Origin of the sequence: Microbacterium algihabitans, assembly GCF_032464975.1 — a bacterium.
Classification (GTDB): Bacteria; Actinomycetota; Actinomycetes; order Actinomycetales; family Microbacteriaceae; genus Microbacterium; species Microbacterium algihabitans.
Genome location: NZ_JAWDIU010000003.1, coordinates 258,034 through 271,933 on the forward strand (window position 1 = coordinate 258,034; position 13,900 = coordinate 271,933).

Genomic DNA, 13,900 nt, shown 5'->3' on the forward strand with positions numbered 1-13,900 from the left:
GCGGAGCGCTCGTTGAGTGTCCAGGAAACGCCGCAACGTGTGACGAGATGCGGCGTGTTTAGGACGCTCAACAGGTGGTGAGCCCGGCACCCGCGCTCGACCCGCGCCGCGCAACACCCCGCACACGCGCAACACTCCGCACACGCGAGACGCCCCGCACACGCGAGAGGGCCCGCCCGGCGCGATGCCGGACGGGCCCTCGAGCACGAAGGCCGCGCGTCAGGTCGTCAGGCCGCTGTACGCGTGCAGGCCCTTGAAGAAGACGTTGACGATCGTGAAGTTGAACAGCACCGCGGTGAAGCCGATGATCGACAACCACGCCGAGCGCGTGCCGCGCCAGCCGCGGGTCGCGCGGGCGTGGATGTATCCGGCGTAGAGCACCCAGATGACGAAGGTCCAGACTTCCTTGGTGTCGAAGCCCCAGAAGCGACCCCACGCGTCGTTGGCCCAGATGGATCCGGCGATGAGAGTGAAGGTCCAGAAGATGAAGCCGACGATCGCGAAGCGGTAGGCCAGCGACTCGAGCGCCTCGGCGTTCGGCACGGTGCGCAAGAAGCTGCGCTTCGGCTCGGCATCCACCGGGGCGTCGACGAGCTTGCGCTCCCGACGGGTCTGGATGAGCTGCACGACCGACAACCCGAACGCGAGGGCGAACAGGGCGGTCGCGAGGCTCGCGACGAACACGTGCACGACGAGCCACACCGACTTCAGCGGGTCGGCGAGGGGCACGACGTCGACGTGGAACGCCAGGGTCGCTCCACCGAGCAGCAGCACGGCCAGGCCGGTCATCAACGAGCCGAGGAAGCGCAGGTCGTAGCGGGTCAGCACGGCCAGGTACACCGCGATGATCAGCAGCAGGCCCGTCATGGCGAACTCGTACATGTTCGACCACGGCACGCGCTCGGCGGCGATGCCGCGCAGCACGGTCGCGACCAGGTGGAACACGAAGCCGAGCGCCGTCAGCACCGTCCCCAGTCGCGCCCAGAGGTACCGCGGCTTGGACGGAGCGGGGGCGGATGCCGATGACCCGGCCGATGCGGAGATGACTCCTCCGCCGCCCGCGGTCACGAGCTCGCGAGCCACGACCTCGTCTTTCGCCTTGAGCGCGAGGTCGCTGCGCCGAGCGAGGTCGATGGCGTAGGCGATGAACGCCAGCACGTAGATGGTGACCGCCGTCCACACCAGGAGGAGGGAGATCTCATCGAGGAGAAGCGGGTCGGTTCCGGTCATGGTGTCAGTCTACTTTTCCGGTGTCGGGGTGGGTCGAAGAAACAACGGCGCCGTGCTTGTCTGCGAGCTGGTCGACGGCGGAGGCCAGCGTCGGGTCTTCACCGCGCGCGAGGCCGGCGTACTCGACGAGCACGGTGTCGCCCTTCGGGGTCGCCTTGACCCACATGCGCCGGCGCGGCACGAACAGCGCCGCGAGCAGTCCGAACAGCGCGAGCAGCGCGAAGCCGAGCACCCAGGGACCGGCGAGGTCGCGGTGGATCGACAGCGAGGCGAAGCGCTTGACCGACTGCTCGTAGCCCGTGGCGCCCGCGGGGGCCTCGTTCTCGAACGTGATGGTGCCGAGGCCGTTGGGCAGGTCTTCGGTCTGGCCGGGCATGAGCTGCAGCGCCGGGGTGCCGCTGTCGCCGCCGGCGATCTGGGTCATCTTCGAGGGGTCGAGGGTGTACACCGAGCGCGGGGTGCCGTCGTCGATGCCGAGGTCGCCCTCGTACACGCGCAGCGTCAGCGTCGGGTACTCGAGGCCGCCATAGGTGGAGGTCAGCGCTCCGGAGTCGAGCACGTCCATCGTCGGGTAGAAGAACCCGAGCAGACCGAGCTGTTGCGGCAGGCCGTCGGCGACCTTGATGACGCCGAGCGAGGTCATGTTGGCGTCCTGCGGCAGGAAGGCGATCGAGTCGTGGAAGACCTCTTTGCCGTCGGCGTCGCGGATGGTCACGGTCGGCGCGTAGCCGTTGCCGAGCAGGTAGACGCGGTCGCCCTGCACGTCGAGCGGGTGGTTGACGCGCACCTCGCCGTCCTGCGCGTCTTGCCCGGGGGCCTGGGTGGTCACGTGGGCGATGAAGTCGCCGGCCTGGCCCGAGCCGGGCTGGCCGGGCGGCACGTAGCTGACGTCGAACTTGTCGAGCGTGAGCGAGTAGGGCGTCAGGGTGTCGCCGCCGACGAAGCGGCCCGGGTTGAACGAGGAGTAGTCGAGCAGGCTGTTGGCGAACGCCTGGCCCTCGACGAGCACGCGCTGGCCCGTGTAGGTGAATCCGCCGCCGACGCCGACGGCCACGAGCACGCCCACGAGGGCGGCGTGGAAGACGAGGTTCCCGGTCTCACGCAGGTATCCGCGCTCGGCCGACACCGAGAAGGTGCCCCGACCGTCGTAGCGCGCGACGCGGTAGCCGCTCTTGCGCAGCTGCGCGGCGGCGCTCTCGACGGCGGCTGCCGCCGCGGCATCCGCATCTCCCTCCACCGAGAACGAACGCTCGCGGTGGTCGTCGAGGCGCGACAGGCGGGCGGGCGTGCGCGGGGGCTGCGAGCGCAGCGCCTTCCAGTGGTGCTTGGTGCGCGGCAGCACGCAGCCGATCAGCGAAATGAATAGCAGCAGGTAGATGGCCGAGAACCACGGCGAGCTGTACACGTCGAACAGGCTGAGCTTGTCGAGCACCGGCGCGAGGTCGGGGTTGTCGGTGAAGTACTGCGTGACGCCGTTCGGGTCGGCGGTGCGCTGCGGCACGAGCGAGCCGGGGACGGCGGCGATCGCGAGCAGGAGCAGCAGCACCAGCGCGGTGCGCATGCTGGTCAGCTGGCGCCATCCCCAGCGCAGCCATCCGACGGCACCGAGGCGCGGCTGGGTGATCTCCTCGCCGTCGCCGTCGGCGTGGTCGGACGGACGCAGCGGGTCGGTCATGGTGTTCCCTCGATCAGAGCGGGAGCTGGACACTGCCGATCACCCCCTGCAACACGGACATCCACTGACCCCAGAGGCCGGTCACCATCAGCAGACCGAGCACGATGAGCAGAGATCCGCCGATCAGGTTGACGACGCGGATGTGTTTGCGCACGAACGACACCGACTTCGTCGCCCACCCGAGGCCGAGGGCCAGGAGGACGAACGGGATGCCGAGACCCAGCGAGTACGCGAGGCCGAGCAGCGCCGCGCGCCCGGGGTCGCCGAGGTTGTACGACACCGACAGGATCGCGGTCAGCGTCGGGCCGATGCAGGGCGTCCACCCGATGCCGAGGGCGATGCCCAGCAGCGGGGCGCCGATCAGCCCGAGGTTCGCGCGCGACTGCATGCGCACCGACCTCTGCGCGAGGCCGAACAGGCCGATGAACACGAGGCCCATGAGGATGATGACGACGCCCATCACGCGCGTGATGATGTCGGCGTACTCGATGAAGAAGCGTCCGAGCGTGCCGCCCAGCACGTTGATGGCCATGAAGACGACGGTGAAGCCGGCGATGAACAGCAGGGTTCCGCCGAGCAGTCGCCCGCGACCGGGGGCGGATGCCGACGAACCGCGCGGCGCGACGGCACCGCCGATGTAGCCGAGGTAGCCCGGCACGAGCGGCAGCACGCAAGGGGACAGGAACGAGATGAGACCCGCGGCGAGCGCGATGGGTACGGCCACCCAGAGGGCTCCGTCGAAGACGAGGGCGCCCGGGTTCACGCGTTCTCCGCGACCAGCGTGCGCACGATCGCCTCGAGGATCGAGGCCTCGGGCAGTTCGCCGACGATGCGCGCGGCGACGCGGCCCTGCTTGTCGAGCACGAGCGTCGTGGGGGTGGCGTTCAGCGGGGTCGCCTTGTTGAACGCGAGCTTGAGCTGGGCGTCGCCGACGGCCATGGCGCTCGAGTACGACACCCCGTGATCGCGCGCGAACGACAGCGCGGTGGCGGGCTGGTCGTAGGTGTTGATGCCGAGGAACGACACGTCCTGACCCTGGAACGTCTGGTAGGCCTGCTCGAGGCGCGGGGCCTCGATGATGCACGGGCCGCACGTGGCGTACCAGAAGTTGACCACGAGCACCTTGCCGGCGAAGTCGGAGCTCGACACCGCGGATCCGTTGTCGAGGGTGCCCTCGAACGAGATCGGGTCGGTGCGGTTCTCGGGCGCGATCTCGGTGGTCTGGAACCCGTTGGCGGCGATGTAGCCCTTGTTGTCGCCCGCGCGGTACTGGTCGGCCAGCGGGTCGGCGGTGCAGGCGGACAGCCCCACGATCAGGGCCGCCGCGGCGGCGAGGGCTCCGGCGGCGGTGCGGATTCGGCGCATCAAACTGCTCCTACGTCGACGGCTCCGGCCGTTGCGGCCGGCTCGGCGTACGCCACCTCGACCCAGCGCTTCGAGCCGTCGGCGCCGTCTCGCCGTTCGAAGCTCGTCACGCTCGACAGCGCGCAGCGGCGCTTGCGGGGGTCGTGGCGGGTGGGCTGGTGGGACAGGGCGAGGTGCGTGACCCAGATGGGCAGCTGGTGCGAGACCACGACGACGTCACCGCCGTCGACCCGCTCCCACGCGTCGGCCATGGCGGCGGTCATGCGCGCCACGATGTTCTCGTAGGGCTCACCCCAGCTCGGCACGGCGGGGCGGCTCAGGTGCCGCCAGTTGAGCGGGTTCGCGAGCGCCTGCTTCATGCGCCGCCCCTCGAACACGTTCGTGGGCTCGATGACCCGATCGTCGATGAACGGCTCGATGCCGAACAGCTCGACGAAGGGCTCCGCCGACTCGCGGGTGCGCTGCAGGGGCGAGACGACGAGAGCCGACACGGGCCGCTCGAGGCCGTGCACGTACTCCGCGGCCTGGCGGGCCATCCGGCGCCCGTCGACGCTCAGGCCGAAGCCGGGGAGCCGACCGTAGAGCACGCGACGGGGGTTGTGAACCTCTCCGTGGCGCACGAGATGGAGGCGGTCGGCGGGCACGAGCCCAGTCTACGGGCGGGTTCTGTGGTCTGACTGAGTCCGGATGCCGGTTGCCTCGACGTGGAGATAACCCCGTTCAGGCGTCTTTCCGGGCCGCCAGGAGCGAGCGCACTCGCGAGTACAGGAACCACGCGACGCCGATGCCGACGGCGGCGATGACGACGTACTGCAGGATCGAGGCGTACTCCTCGACGATGTGCCAGTTCTCGCCCAGCAGGTAACCCGCCAGCACGAAGATCGTGTTCCAGACCAGGCTGCCCGCGCCGGTGAGCAGGCCGAAGCGCCACATCGGCATCTTGGCCACGCCCGCGGGGATCGAGATGAGGCTGCGGAAGATCGGGATCATGCGCCCGAAGAAGACCGCCTTGCCGCCGTGCCGCTCGAACCACGCGACGGTGCGGTCGACGTCTTCGGGGTGCAGCAGCGGCATCTTGGCCGCGAACGCCCGCAGGCGCGCGGCGCCGAGCCAGCGACCGAGACCGTAGAGCATGAACGCGCCGACGACCGAGCCGAGAGTGGTCCACAGCAGCGCCTCGAAGAGCGTGAACGATCCGCGGCTGGCCGTCAGGCCCGCCATCGGGAGCACGACCTCGCTGGGCAGCGGGGGGAAGAGGTTCTCGAGCGCGATCGCCACGCCGGCACCGACCGGGCCGATGACCTCCATCAGCGAGACGGTCCAGTCGGCCAGCGAGGTGAGCCACGACTGACCCTCGGGCGAGCCGGAGGTCGATCTGACGGGGGTCAGGGTGAGGGTCATGTCGGTCATCGGGTGCCTTCGCGCTCGGTGATCGGCCGCCCGTGCGGGCGCCCAGTGCAAGGCTACGGGCCCGTCACCGCGCGTTCCTGGGGGTTGCCCCCGAGCGGTTCAGGATGCCGAGACCCCGGCGCCGACGAGGGCGGCGGCGACGAACCACACGGCGACCATGGCCACGGCCGCCACCAGCGGCACCCAGAAGGCGAGGCGATGGCGCACGAGGCGGATGATCGCGACGATCACGCCGATGAGGAGGACGACCCACGGCGAGACCACGGCGATCCAGAACCCGGCGTTCATGAGGTCGGTGTCGCAGGCGGCGCCGCTGCAGGCATCGGAGGCGAAGGCGAGCAGCACCCCCGCGTAGGAGGCACCGAGCGCCAGCAGGGGCAGCAGCACCAGCAGCGCGATCGTGATGGCGACGTCCCACGGTCGTCCCGCGCGGGGCCGCGGTTCGGGGCTCAGCGTGCGGAACGACTCCGGGGGGAGCGAGTACGTCACGAGCGACATCTTAGGGACGCGGCGTCGTGAATTCGCGCCGAACCGGGTTCGCGCCCTACGTTCGAGCCGTGTCGTCCACTCATCCCGCTCCACCCCACGGGCTCGCCGACGCTCTGCCCGCCACCCGCCGCCTGCTCGCGGCGCCCTCCCCCTCCGCCCGCCCCCTCTCGTACGGCGGCTGCCTTCCCGCGCTCTCCCCGGGCTGGCGCTCCGCCCTGCGCGATGAGCTGGGCCTCGAGGTCGCGTACGACGAGAACGCGGTCGATCCGCTCTCGTCGCGCGTGTTCGACGTCGTGTACAGCCGTCTCCGCGCGGAGCAGGTGGTGCTGGCCCTCTCGGCCCGCACGAACCTCACCCTCGCCGGCAGCACGGTCCGCATCGTCGGCGACTCCTCCCTCGCCACCGCGTTGACGGCGCTTCTCCGCCGCCTCGGCGCGAGCGTCGTGCGCTCCACGGACGACCCCGTGGAGCGGCTGACCGCGACTCTCGACGGCGTGCGCGTCGAGGACGTGGCGGCGGCGACGTCGGGCTCCACCCACTCCGCGATCCTCACCGGCGTCGGATACGACGCCCTCGGCATCGACGACGTCGCGGAGCTCGTGGCCGACGCCTCACCGCGGCCGGCCGACGCCTCCCCCGCTCCCTCGCCGCGCCCCTTCGTGCGCACGACCTCGAAAGGATCGCTCGTCGAGATGCCCTCTCCCCTGCCCGTCGACGGCGCCGCGCCCACGAGCGCGCAGCGGCGCATCCTCGACGCGCTGATCGCGGCTCTGGTCGTCGACGGCGGCCCCGACGATCCCCGCGGCGTCTACGCCCGGGCGGTGACCCCGTGACCGGCCGCATCGCCGACGCCTCGCTGTGGCGTGCGGGCCTCGACCGCATCGAGTGGGCGCGCGCGCACATGCCCGTCACCTCGGCCCTCGCCGCACGTCTCGCGAGCGAGGGGACGGTCGCCGGCATCCGGATCGGGGTGTCCGACGTGCTCGAGCCGAAGACCGCCACCGTCGCGCTCGCCCTCGCCGAGGCCGGCGCCGAGGTGACCGTCACCTCCGCGGGCCGCAACACCGACGACGCCGTCGCCGCCGCCCTCGCGCACGCGGGTCTCCCCGTGTACGCCCGGGCCGACGCCGAGCGCGCCGATGACCGGGCGAACGCCCTCGCCCTGATCGATCACCGGCCGCAGGTGATCGTCGACGACGGCGCCTCGACCATCCGCCTCGCCCACCTCGAGCGTCCCGACGTGGTCGCCGAGATGCGCGGAGCGACCGAGCAGACCACCTCGGGGGTCCGGCCGCTGCGCCGCATGCAGGCCGACGGCGCGCTGCGCATCCCGGTCGTCGCCGCGAACGACGCCCGCTCGAAGTCGCTGTTCGACAACATGCACGGGACCGGCCAGTCGGTCGTGTTCGCCGTCGCCGACGTGGCCGACCGATCGCTGCGCGGGGCCACGGTCGTCGTGGTCGGCTACGGGCGCGTCGGCACGGGGATCGCGCAGCACTGCGCGGCCCTCGGCGCGCGCGTCGTGGTGACCGAGACCGACGCGGTGGCGGCCCTGCAGGCGGCGTTCGCGGGGTACGAGGTGCGCCCGCTCACCGAGGCCGTGCGCCGCGCCGACATCGTCATCTCGGCCACCGGCATCCGGCACACGATCGACGTCGCCCATCTCGACGCGCTGCCCGACGGGGCGATCGTCGCCGTCGGCGGCGGCGTGGGGCAGGAGATCGCGCTCGACGCCGCTCGCGCCGCGGGGGCCGTCGAGATCTCGCGCGACGCCGCGGTGTCGGTGCTGCGGATGCCGAGCGGCACCCGGGTGCGCGTGCTCGACGACGGCAACTGCCTCAACGTCAGCGCGGCCGAGGGCAACCCGGTCGAGATCATGGACCTGTCGTTCGGCGTGCAGCTCGCCTCGGTCGCGCACCTTTTGGTCACCCCCGATCTCGCCCCGGGCGTGCACGACCTGCCGCGCGCGGCCGACGACGAGGTGGCGGCGATCGCGCTCGGCTCTTTCGGGGGCGCCCTCGACGTGCCCTCGGCGGCGCAGACGGCGTTCCTCGCGGCGTGGAACCCCGAGGACGGCGACGAGTGAGCGTCGAGGTCCACCGGGCGCCGGTCGTCCTCTCGGCCGGGCGCCCTGCTCTCGTCGACGGGGCGGTGGCCGTGGCCGGGGGCCGCATCGTCGCGGTGGGCACCGCCGACGAGGTGCTGGCCGCGCTCGACTCGGCGGCGACCCGCGTCCACGAGCACCGCGGCGCCCTCACCCCGGGGCTCGTCAACGCCCACACGCACCTGCAGTACACCGACATGGCCGAGGTCGGCAGTGCCCAGCACGCCGGCTTCGAGTCGTGGATGAGCGCCTTCATGGCGCTGTACCCCCTGCCCCGCGACTGGAGCGCCTCGGCTGCCGCCGGTGCGGCCCTCGCTCTGCGTTCGGGGACGACCTCGGTCGCCGAGATCGTGACGGATGCCGCGGCCGGGAGCGCCGTGCACGACGCGGGTCTGCACGGCGTGGCGTTCTGGGAGGTCCTCGGCTACACCGATCGCACGTGGGCGGAGGGAGGAGAGGAGCGCGTACGGGCCCAGCTCTCGGCGCTCCCCTCGCCGCCCGCGACGGGTCTGTCGCCCCACGCGGTCTACTCCCTCGACACCGGGGTGATCCGCGAGCTCTCGCGCCTGTCCGCCGAGCTCGGCGTGCGCCAGCACATCCACGCCGCGGAGTCGGCGTGGGAGGACGCGTACGTGCGCTCGGGCACCGGCGACCTCGCCGAGCGCTGGCGCGCCAACGGCCGCGGCGAGTTCGCGCTGCTGCAGGGCGGAGGGGTGGGCACGGGGGTCATCCGCTACCTCGACGGCCTGGGCGCGTTGAGTCCGACGACCCATCTCGCGCACGGCATCTACGTCGACGCCGACGATCGCGCCCTGCTCCGCACACGCGGCGTCAGCGTCGCGCTCTGCCCGCGCTCCAATCGGGTGATCGGCCTCGACGCGCCGCCCGTGGCGGCCTACCTCCGCGAGGGCAACGCGATCGCCGTCGGCACCGACTCGCTGTCGTCGTCGCCGAGCCTGTCGATCTGGCACGACGTCGCCGCGCTCCACGACATCGCCCGCGACCAGGGCTACGCCGACGACGACCTGCACGAGCGCGTGTTCGCCGCGGCCACCGCGGGCGGCGCGCACGCCCTGGGTCTCGACGACACCGGCGTGCTGCGTCCCGACGCGCGGGCCGACCTGGCGGTGTTCGGCGTGTCGAGCACCGATCCCCGCGACGCGCTCGTCGAGCTCGTCGAATCGGGTCCGGGCGAGGCGTCACTGACCGTCGTCGGCGGAGAGATCCGCTGGGCGGGCCTCGCCGCGCACGAACGGGCCACCGCCCGGGTTTGAGCGCCGCGACCGGAGGATGCCCGTCGACACGGCATCCGGAATCCGCTCCGACGGGAGGTTCCGGATGCCGCGTCGCCGGCGTCAGGCGCGCGGAGCCGGTCCGCTCGAGAGTGCGTCGACGAACAGGCGCAGGAACGCCGTGCGATCGAACGAGGTCACCGCGCGGACGGTCGACCCCTCGGGCGTCCCCCACACCAGCGGCAGTCCGTCGGCGGTGAGGGCGATGCGGGTCGCGAGCGAACCGCCGTACGGCGTGTAGTCGACGGGCCCCTCGATCCAGCCCGTGACGATCTCGGGGCGGTGCAGCACGACCGTGGCCAGGCCGTCGTGGGCGGACGAGATCCGCCGGCCCCACTTGTACTGGTAGAAGTCGTTGTAGGCGTCGAGCACCTCGCCGGCGAAGCTCGCCCAGGGCGTGCCCTTCCCGCGCAGCACCGCGAGCACGTGCTCGTCGAGGATCGCGGTCGCCGTGACGTTGACGCCCACCATGACGACGTTGCCGGCATTGCGCGCCCCGAAGACGATCTCGGCGGCGCGGCGATCGTTCGCCGTGTTGGCGTCGGTCAGCGTGGCGCCGCCCGGCGCGGGGTACGGACCCGCCCCGCCCATGATGACGACCGAGCGGTACTTCAGGAACAGATCGGGGTCGCGTTCGAGCGCGCGGGCGATGTTGGTCAGGGGACCGAGCGGGTGCAGGTCGACCTCGCCCGGGCTCTCCGCCGCGATGCGCACGATGGCGTCGACCGCGCTCTCGTCCTCGACGCGCAGCTCCGCCCGCTCGAAGCGGTCGCCCAGCCCGTCGGTGCCGTGCACGAAGTCGGCGATCGACGCCTCGCCCTCCAGCGGCGCGGCCTCGCCCAGGTGCAGCGGAATGTCCTCGCGGCCGGCCAGGCGCAGCACCGTGCGGACGTTGCGGGCCGAATCCTCAACGGGCGTGTTGCCGTAGATCGTCGTGATCGCCTCGATCTCGACGTCGGGCTGCGCCAGCAGGTACATGAGCGAGTGGGCGTCGTCGAGGCCGGTGTCGGTGTCGACGACGACGCGGCGGACGGAGGAGGGGACGGATGCCATGCACTCACCCTGCCAACTCGGCGGCGGCGACACGGCGTGGTGTTACATCGCGTGACACGTCTGTTCCCTGTTCGTCACGTCAACACTCCACAGTGGGGGGTGATGCGGGCGGCACCGGCCCGCACCCTCCTCAGCACAGGTCGAACGACGCCCCCAACGTCGTCGGGAACGGACACACCATGGCTTCCTCGTCTCAGCGGCTGCGACGTCTCGCGCTGCCCGCGGTCGGTCTGACCGCCGCCCTCGCCCTCACTGCCTGCGCGGGCGGCCAGGCCGCCCCCGTGTCCAGCGACGGATTCCAGGGCGTCCAGCTCACGGTCTGGAACAACATCGACTTCGAGCCGTACCAGAGCCTGCAGAAGGGCTACTTCGAGTCGTGCGCCGCCGACCTCGGCATCACGGTCGACGTGCAGACGCAGTCGGGCGACTACACCACGAAGCTCCTGCAAGCGGCCGGTGCCAAGGCGCTGCCCGACGTCGCGATCCTCTCCACCGACACGCAGCTGCCGCAGCTCGCCTCGCAGGGGGTCCTCGCCGATCTCAGCCAGTACGACGTCACCACCGACGGCCTCGCCGACAGCGCCGCCGACCTCGGCCGCTACGACGGCACCCTGTACGGCCTGCCCGTGCAGGTCGAGGACTACGCGATCTTCTACAACAAGGCCGCGTTCGCGGCGGCGGGTGTGCCCGAGACCGCCCCGAAGACCTTCGACGACCTGGTGTCGCTCGCGGGTTCGCTCACCACCGGCTCGCAGAAGGGCATCGTGCTGCCGGGCATCGGCGGCGACGGCTCGACGCCGGTCTACTTCCTGCCGTTCCTGCTCTCCGCGGGCGGCGACCCCGCCGACCCGACCGGCGCCGGCGCCGTCGAGGCGGTCGACCTCTACAAGAACCTCGTGGGCAACGGCTCGCTGTCAACCGAGTTCGTCAACTGGGGCTGGGAGTCCATCGACCAGTGGACCTCGGGTGCCGCGGCGATGACGGTCTCGGGTCCGTGGAACCTCGTCGACACCTCGATCCCCTTCGAGTGGGGCACCTTCCCGTTCCCGACCGCGAAGAGCGGCGAGTCGCCCAAGGTGAACCTGCTCGGCTACGCCTACGGCGTCGCCGCCAACGCCGACGCGCAGAAGGAGGCCGCCGCCGCGGCCCTCGTGAAGTGCCGCGCCTCGGAGGAGAACCAGATCGACACCGCCGTTCAGGGCGGCTACATCCCCGCGCTCAAGAGCGCGCAGGACGCCTTCGTCGAGAAGGTCCCCGCGGCCGCCCCGTTCGTCGACGCGGTCGACGGCGCCTACAACTCCGCACAGCTGGGCACCGAGTGGAACACGCTGCAGCAGGAGTACGTCGACGCGATCCAGAGCGCGACGGTCGGCGGGCAGACCGCCCAGGCCGCACTGGAGCAGGCCAGCGGCAAGTGACGGCCCACACCATCTCGACCGGCCGGTCGGGGGCACCCGCCCCCGGCCGGTTCCGGCGTTCTCTGGCCGCCCGCCGGCGGGGCGAGCTGTGGGGGTTCCTGACCCCCGCGCTGGTCTTCTTCGTCGTGTTCTTCCTGTTCCCGCTCGGGTACGGCGTCTACATGAGCACGACGAACTTCACCACCGGCACCTTCATCACGGGGCGCGCGCCCTTCGTGGGCACGGCGAACTTCGAGGCCGTGCTGGCCGAGCCCATCACCTTCCGCGCACTCGCGAACACCCTCACCATCACGCTCGTCTCGGTCGCCGTCGAGCTGGTGCTCGGCCTGCTGCTCGCCCTGCTGTTCGCCCGCACCTTCCCGGGCAGCCGGTGGCTGCCGACGCTCATCCTTCTTCCGTGGCTGCTGCCGGCCGTGGTCGTCGCCACGGTGTGGAAGTCGCTGCTGGCCGGTGACGGCCCCATCAACGACGTGCTCGGTGCACTCGGCCTGCCCGTCCAGGCGTGGCTCGCGAATCCGGCGACCGCGCTGCCGTCGGTCATCGTCGTGGCCGTCTGGGCGAGCCTCCCCTACTGGGCGACGATCCTCGGCGCCGCCCTCAAGCAGGTCCCCGCCGAACAGCTCGAAGCCGCCCAGCTCGACGGCGCCGGCGCGTGGCGGAGACTGATCGCGATCGTGCTGCCGACCATCTGGCCCGTCGTCTCCGTTCTCGTCGTGATGAGCGTGGTCTACACCCTGCTGATCGTCGACCTCGTGCTCGTTCTCACCGCGGGCGGCCCCGCCAACAGCACCGTGACCCTGGGCCTGCTCTCCTACCGGCAGGCGTTCCAGCAGTTCCAGTTCGGTCTGGGCGGCGCGTACGGAATGCTCCTGCTGGGGATCAGCGTGGTGTTCGCGATCGTCTACACCGTGATGTCGATGCGTCGGGAGCGCGAAGAATGACCGCCACCCTACCCTCCGCGCCCGCCGTGGTCGCCCCGGCATCCGCCCCTCCCGTCGCGCGACGTCGCCGGCGCCGCGGATGGATGTGGACCCTCGTCACCATCGCCGTGCTGGTGGTCTACCTCTTCCCCGTGTACTGGATGGTCTCCGCCTCGCTGCAGCCCTCCGCCAACTCGGCGGACACGCAGTGGTTCCCCACGGCGCCCGGCCTCGGGGGATACGAGAAGGCGCTCGACGACGCGGGCATCGGCGGCCTCCGCGTCACCACCCTCGTTTCGCTCGGCTCGGTGCTGGTCACCCTGCTGGTGTCGATCCCGGCGGCCTACGCGCTCAGCCGGCTGCGCTCGCGGGCGGTGAGCATCGCGCTCATCCTGCTGCTGCTGGCGCAGATGATCCCGAGCGTGGTGCTGGCCACCTCGTTCTACGCGATGTTCAACTCGTGGGGACTGCTCAACACCTTCATCGGCCTGATCCTGGCGAACTCGACCGCGGGCGTCCCCTTCGCCGTCATCGTCATGCGCGCGTTCATGCTGCGCCTCGACACCGAGGTGCTCGAGGCCGCGACCGTCGACGGACTCGGGCCGTTCGGAACGCTCTGGCGCATCGTCGTGCCCCTCTCGCGCAACGCGATCGTGACAGCGGGCGTCTTCGCGTTCCTCTTCAGCTGGGGCGATCTGCTGTTCGGTCTGACCCTGGTCAATCGCAACGAGATGTACCCGATGTCGGTGCTGATCCTCGCGCTGTCGAACTCCAACCTGAACACGTGGGCGGCCACGATGGCGGCCTCGCTCATCGCGAGCCTGCCCGCGCTCGTGGTGATCCTCGCCGCGCAGCGGCACGTCAAGGCCGGCCTCACCGCCGGCGCCGGGCGCTGAGGCGTGGGCGGGGTCGTGAGCCCGGGCCGCGCCCGCACGTAGACTGGT

Annotated in this window: 14 protein-coding genes; 6 read left to right on the forward strand and 8 right to left on the reverse strand. The window is 71.4% G+C overall.

The window, feature by feature from the left end:
- Positions 1-219: 219 nt before the first annotated feature.
- From ccsB to RWH43_RS10915, 7 genes are all read right to left on the reverse strand, one after another.
- Positions 220-1,230: a c-type cytochrome biogenesis protein CcsB gene (gene ccsB / locus RWH43_RS10885; RefSeq protein ID WP_316001487.1), complete on the reverse strand. Its 1,011-nt coding sequence runs from the start codon at positions 1,228-1,230 to the stop codon at positions 220-222.
- A 4-nt stretch (positions 1,231-1,234) separates the two neighbouring features.
- On the reverse strand, positions 1,235-2,905 hold the full coding sequence (gene resB, locus RWH43_RS10890; protein WP_316001488.1) for a cytochrome c biogenesis protein ResB: 1,671 nt from the start codon (positions 2,903-2,905) through the stop codon (positions 1,235-1,237).
- A gap of 13 nt (positions 2,906-2,918) precedes the next feature.
- Positions 2,919-3,668: a cytochrome c biogenesis CcdA family protein gene (locus RWH43_RS10895; protein WP_144832436.1), complete on the reverse strand. Its 750-nt coding sequence runs from the start codon at positions 3,666-3,668 to the stop codon at positions 2,919-2,921.
- Positions 3,665-4,270: a TlpA family protein disulfide reductase gene (locus tag RWH43_RS10900; protein WP_154097293.1), complete on the reverse strand. Its 606-nt coding sequence runs from the start codon at positions 4,268-4,270 to the stop codon at positions 3,665-3,667. The genes RWH43_RS10895 and RWH43_RS10900 overlap by 4 nt, the downstream gene beginning before the upstream one ends.
- Positions 4,270-4,914, reverse strand: a complete 645-nt coding sequence (locus RWH43_RS10905) for a histidine phosphatase family protein (protein WP_154097292.1) — start codon at positions 4,912-4,914, stop codon at positions 4,270-4,272. The genes RWH43_RS10900 and RWH43_RS10905 overlap by 1 nt, the downstream gene beginning before the upstream one ends.
- 76 nt (positions 4,915-4,990) lie before the next feature.
- Positions 4,991-5,671, reverse strand: coding sequence for a DedA family protein (locus RWH43_RS10910; RefSeq protein WP_144833105.1), 681 nt, complete (start codon positions 5,669-5,671; stop codon positions 4,991-4,993).
- 108 nt (positions 5,672-5,779) lie between these two features.
- The gene (locus RWH43_RS10915; protein ID WP_144832427.1) at positions 5,780-6,169 is read right to left on the reverse strand and encodes a DUF6264 family protein; all 390 of its coding nucleotides are present in this window, start codon (positions 6,167-6,169) and stop codon (positions 5,780-5,782) included.
- A 68-nt stretch (positions 6,170-6,237) separates the two neighbouring features.
- On the opposite strand from RWH43_RS10915, the gene RWH43_RS10920 reads away from it, so the two are divergent.
- The 3 genes from RWH43_RS10920 to RWH43_RS10930 are packed head-to-tail and all read left to right on the forward strand — an operon-like array spanning position 6,238 to position 9,547.
- The gene (locus RWH43_RS10920) at positions 6,238-7,002 is read left to right on the forward strand and encodes a VOC family protein (RefSeq protein ID WP_316001489.1); all 765 of its coding nucleotides are present in this window, start codon (positions 6,238-6,240) and stop codon (positions 7,000-7,002) included.
- On the forward strand, positions 6,999-8,255 hold the full coding sequence (locus tag RWH43_RS10925) for an adenosylhomocysteinase (RefSeq protein ID WP_316001490.1): 1,257 nt from the start codon (positions 6,999-7,001) through the stop codon (positions 8,253-8,255). Before RWH43_RS10920 ends, RWH43_RS10925 begins: the two co-directional genes overlap by 4 nt.
- On the forward strand, positions 8,252-9,547 hold the full coding sequence (locus RWH43_RS10930) for an amidohydrolase family protein (RefSeq protein ID WP_316001491.1): 1,296 nt from the start codon (positions 8,252-8,254) through the stop codon (positions 9,545-9,547). Before RWH43_RS10925 ends, RWH43_RS10930 begins: the two co-directional genes overlap by 4 nt.
- 81 nt (positions 9,548-9,628) lie before the next feature.
- On the opposite strand, the gene RWH43_RS10935 is transcribed toward RWH43_RS10930, so the two are convergent.
- On the reverse strand, positions 9,629-10,618 hold the full coding sequence (locus RWH43_RS10935; RefSeq protein WP_316001492.1) for a nucleoside hydrolase: 990 nt from the start codon (positions 10,616-10,618) through the stop codon (positions 9,629-9,631).
- 179 nt (positions 10,619-10,797) lie between these two features.
- Here RWH43_RS10935 and RWH43_RS10940 point away from each other — a divergent pair, with 179 nt between their 5' ends.
- The 3 genes from RWH43_RS10940 to RWH43_RS10950 are packed head-to-tail and all read left to right on the forward strand — an operon-like array spanning position 10,798 to position 13,852.
- A complete protein-coding gene (locus RWH43_RS10940; RefSeq protein ID WP_230705025.1) occupies positions 10,798-12,036 on the forward strand; it encodes a sugar ABC transporter substrate-binding protein in 1,239 nt (412 codons plus the stop codon).
- Positions 12,033-12,977, forward strand: coding sequence for a carbohydrate ABC transporter permease (locus RWH43_RS10945; protein ID WP_316001493.1), 945 nt, complete (start codon positions 12,033-12,035; stop codon positions 12,975-12,977). The genes RWH43_RS10940 and RWH43_RS10945 overlap by 4 nt, the downstream gene beginning before the upstream one ends.
- Entirely contained in the window at positions 12,974-13,852 is an 879-nt protein-coding gene (locus RWH43_RS10950; RefSeq protein ID WP_144832409.1) for a carbohydrate ABC transporter permease, read from the forward strand. Before RWH43_RS10945 ends, RWH43_RS10950 begins: the two co-directional genes overlap by 4 nt.
- The last annotated feature ends 48 nt before the right edge of the window (positions 13,853-13,900 follow it).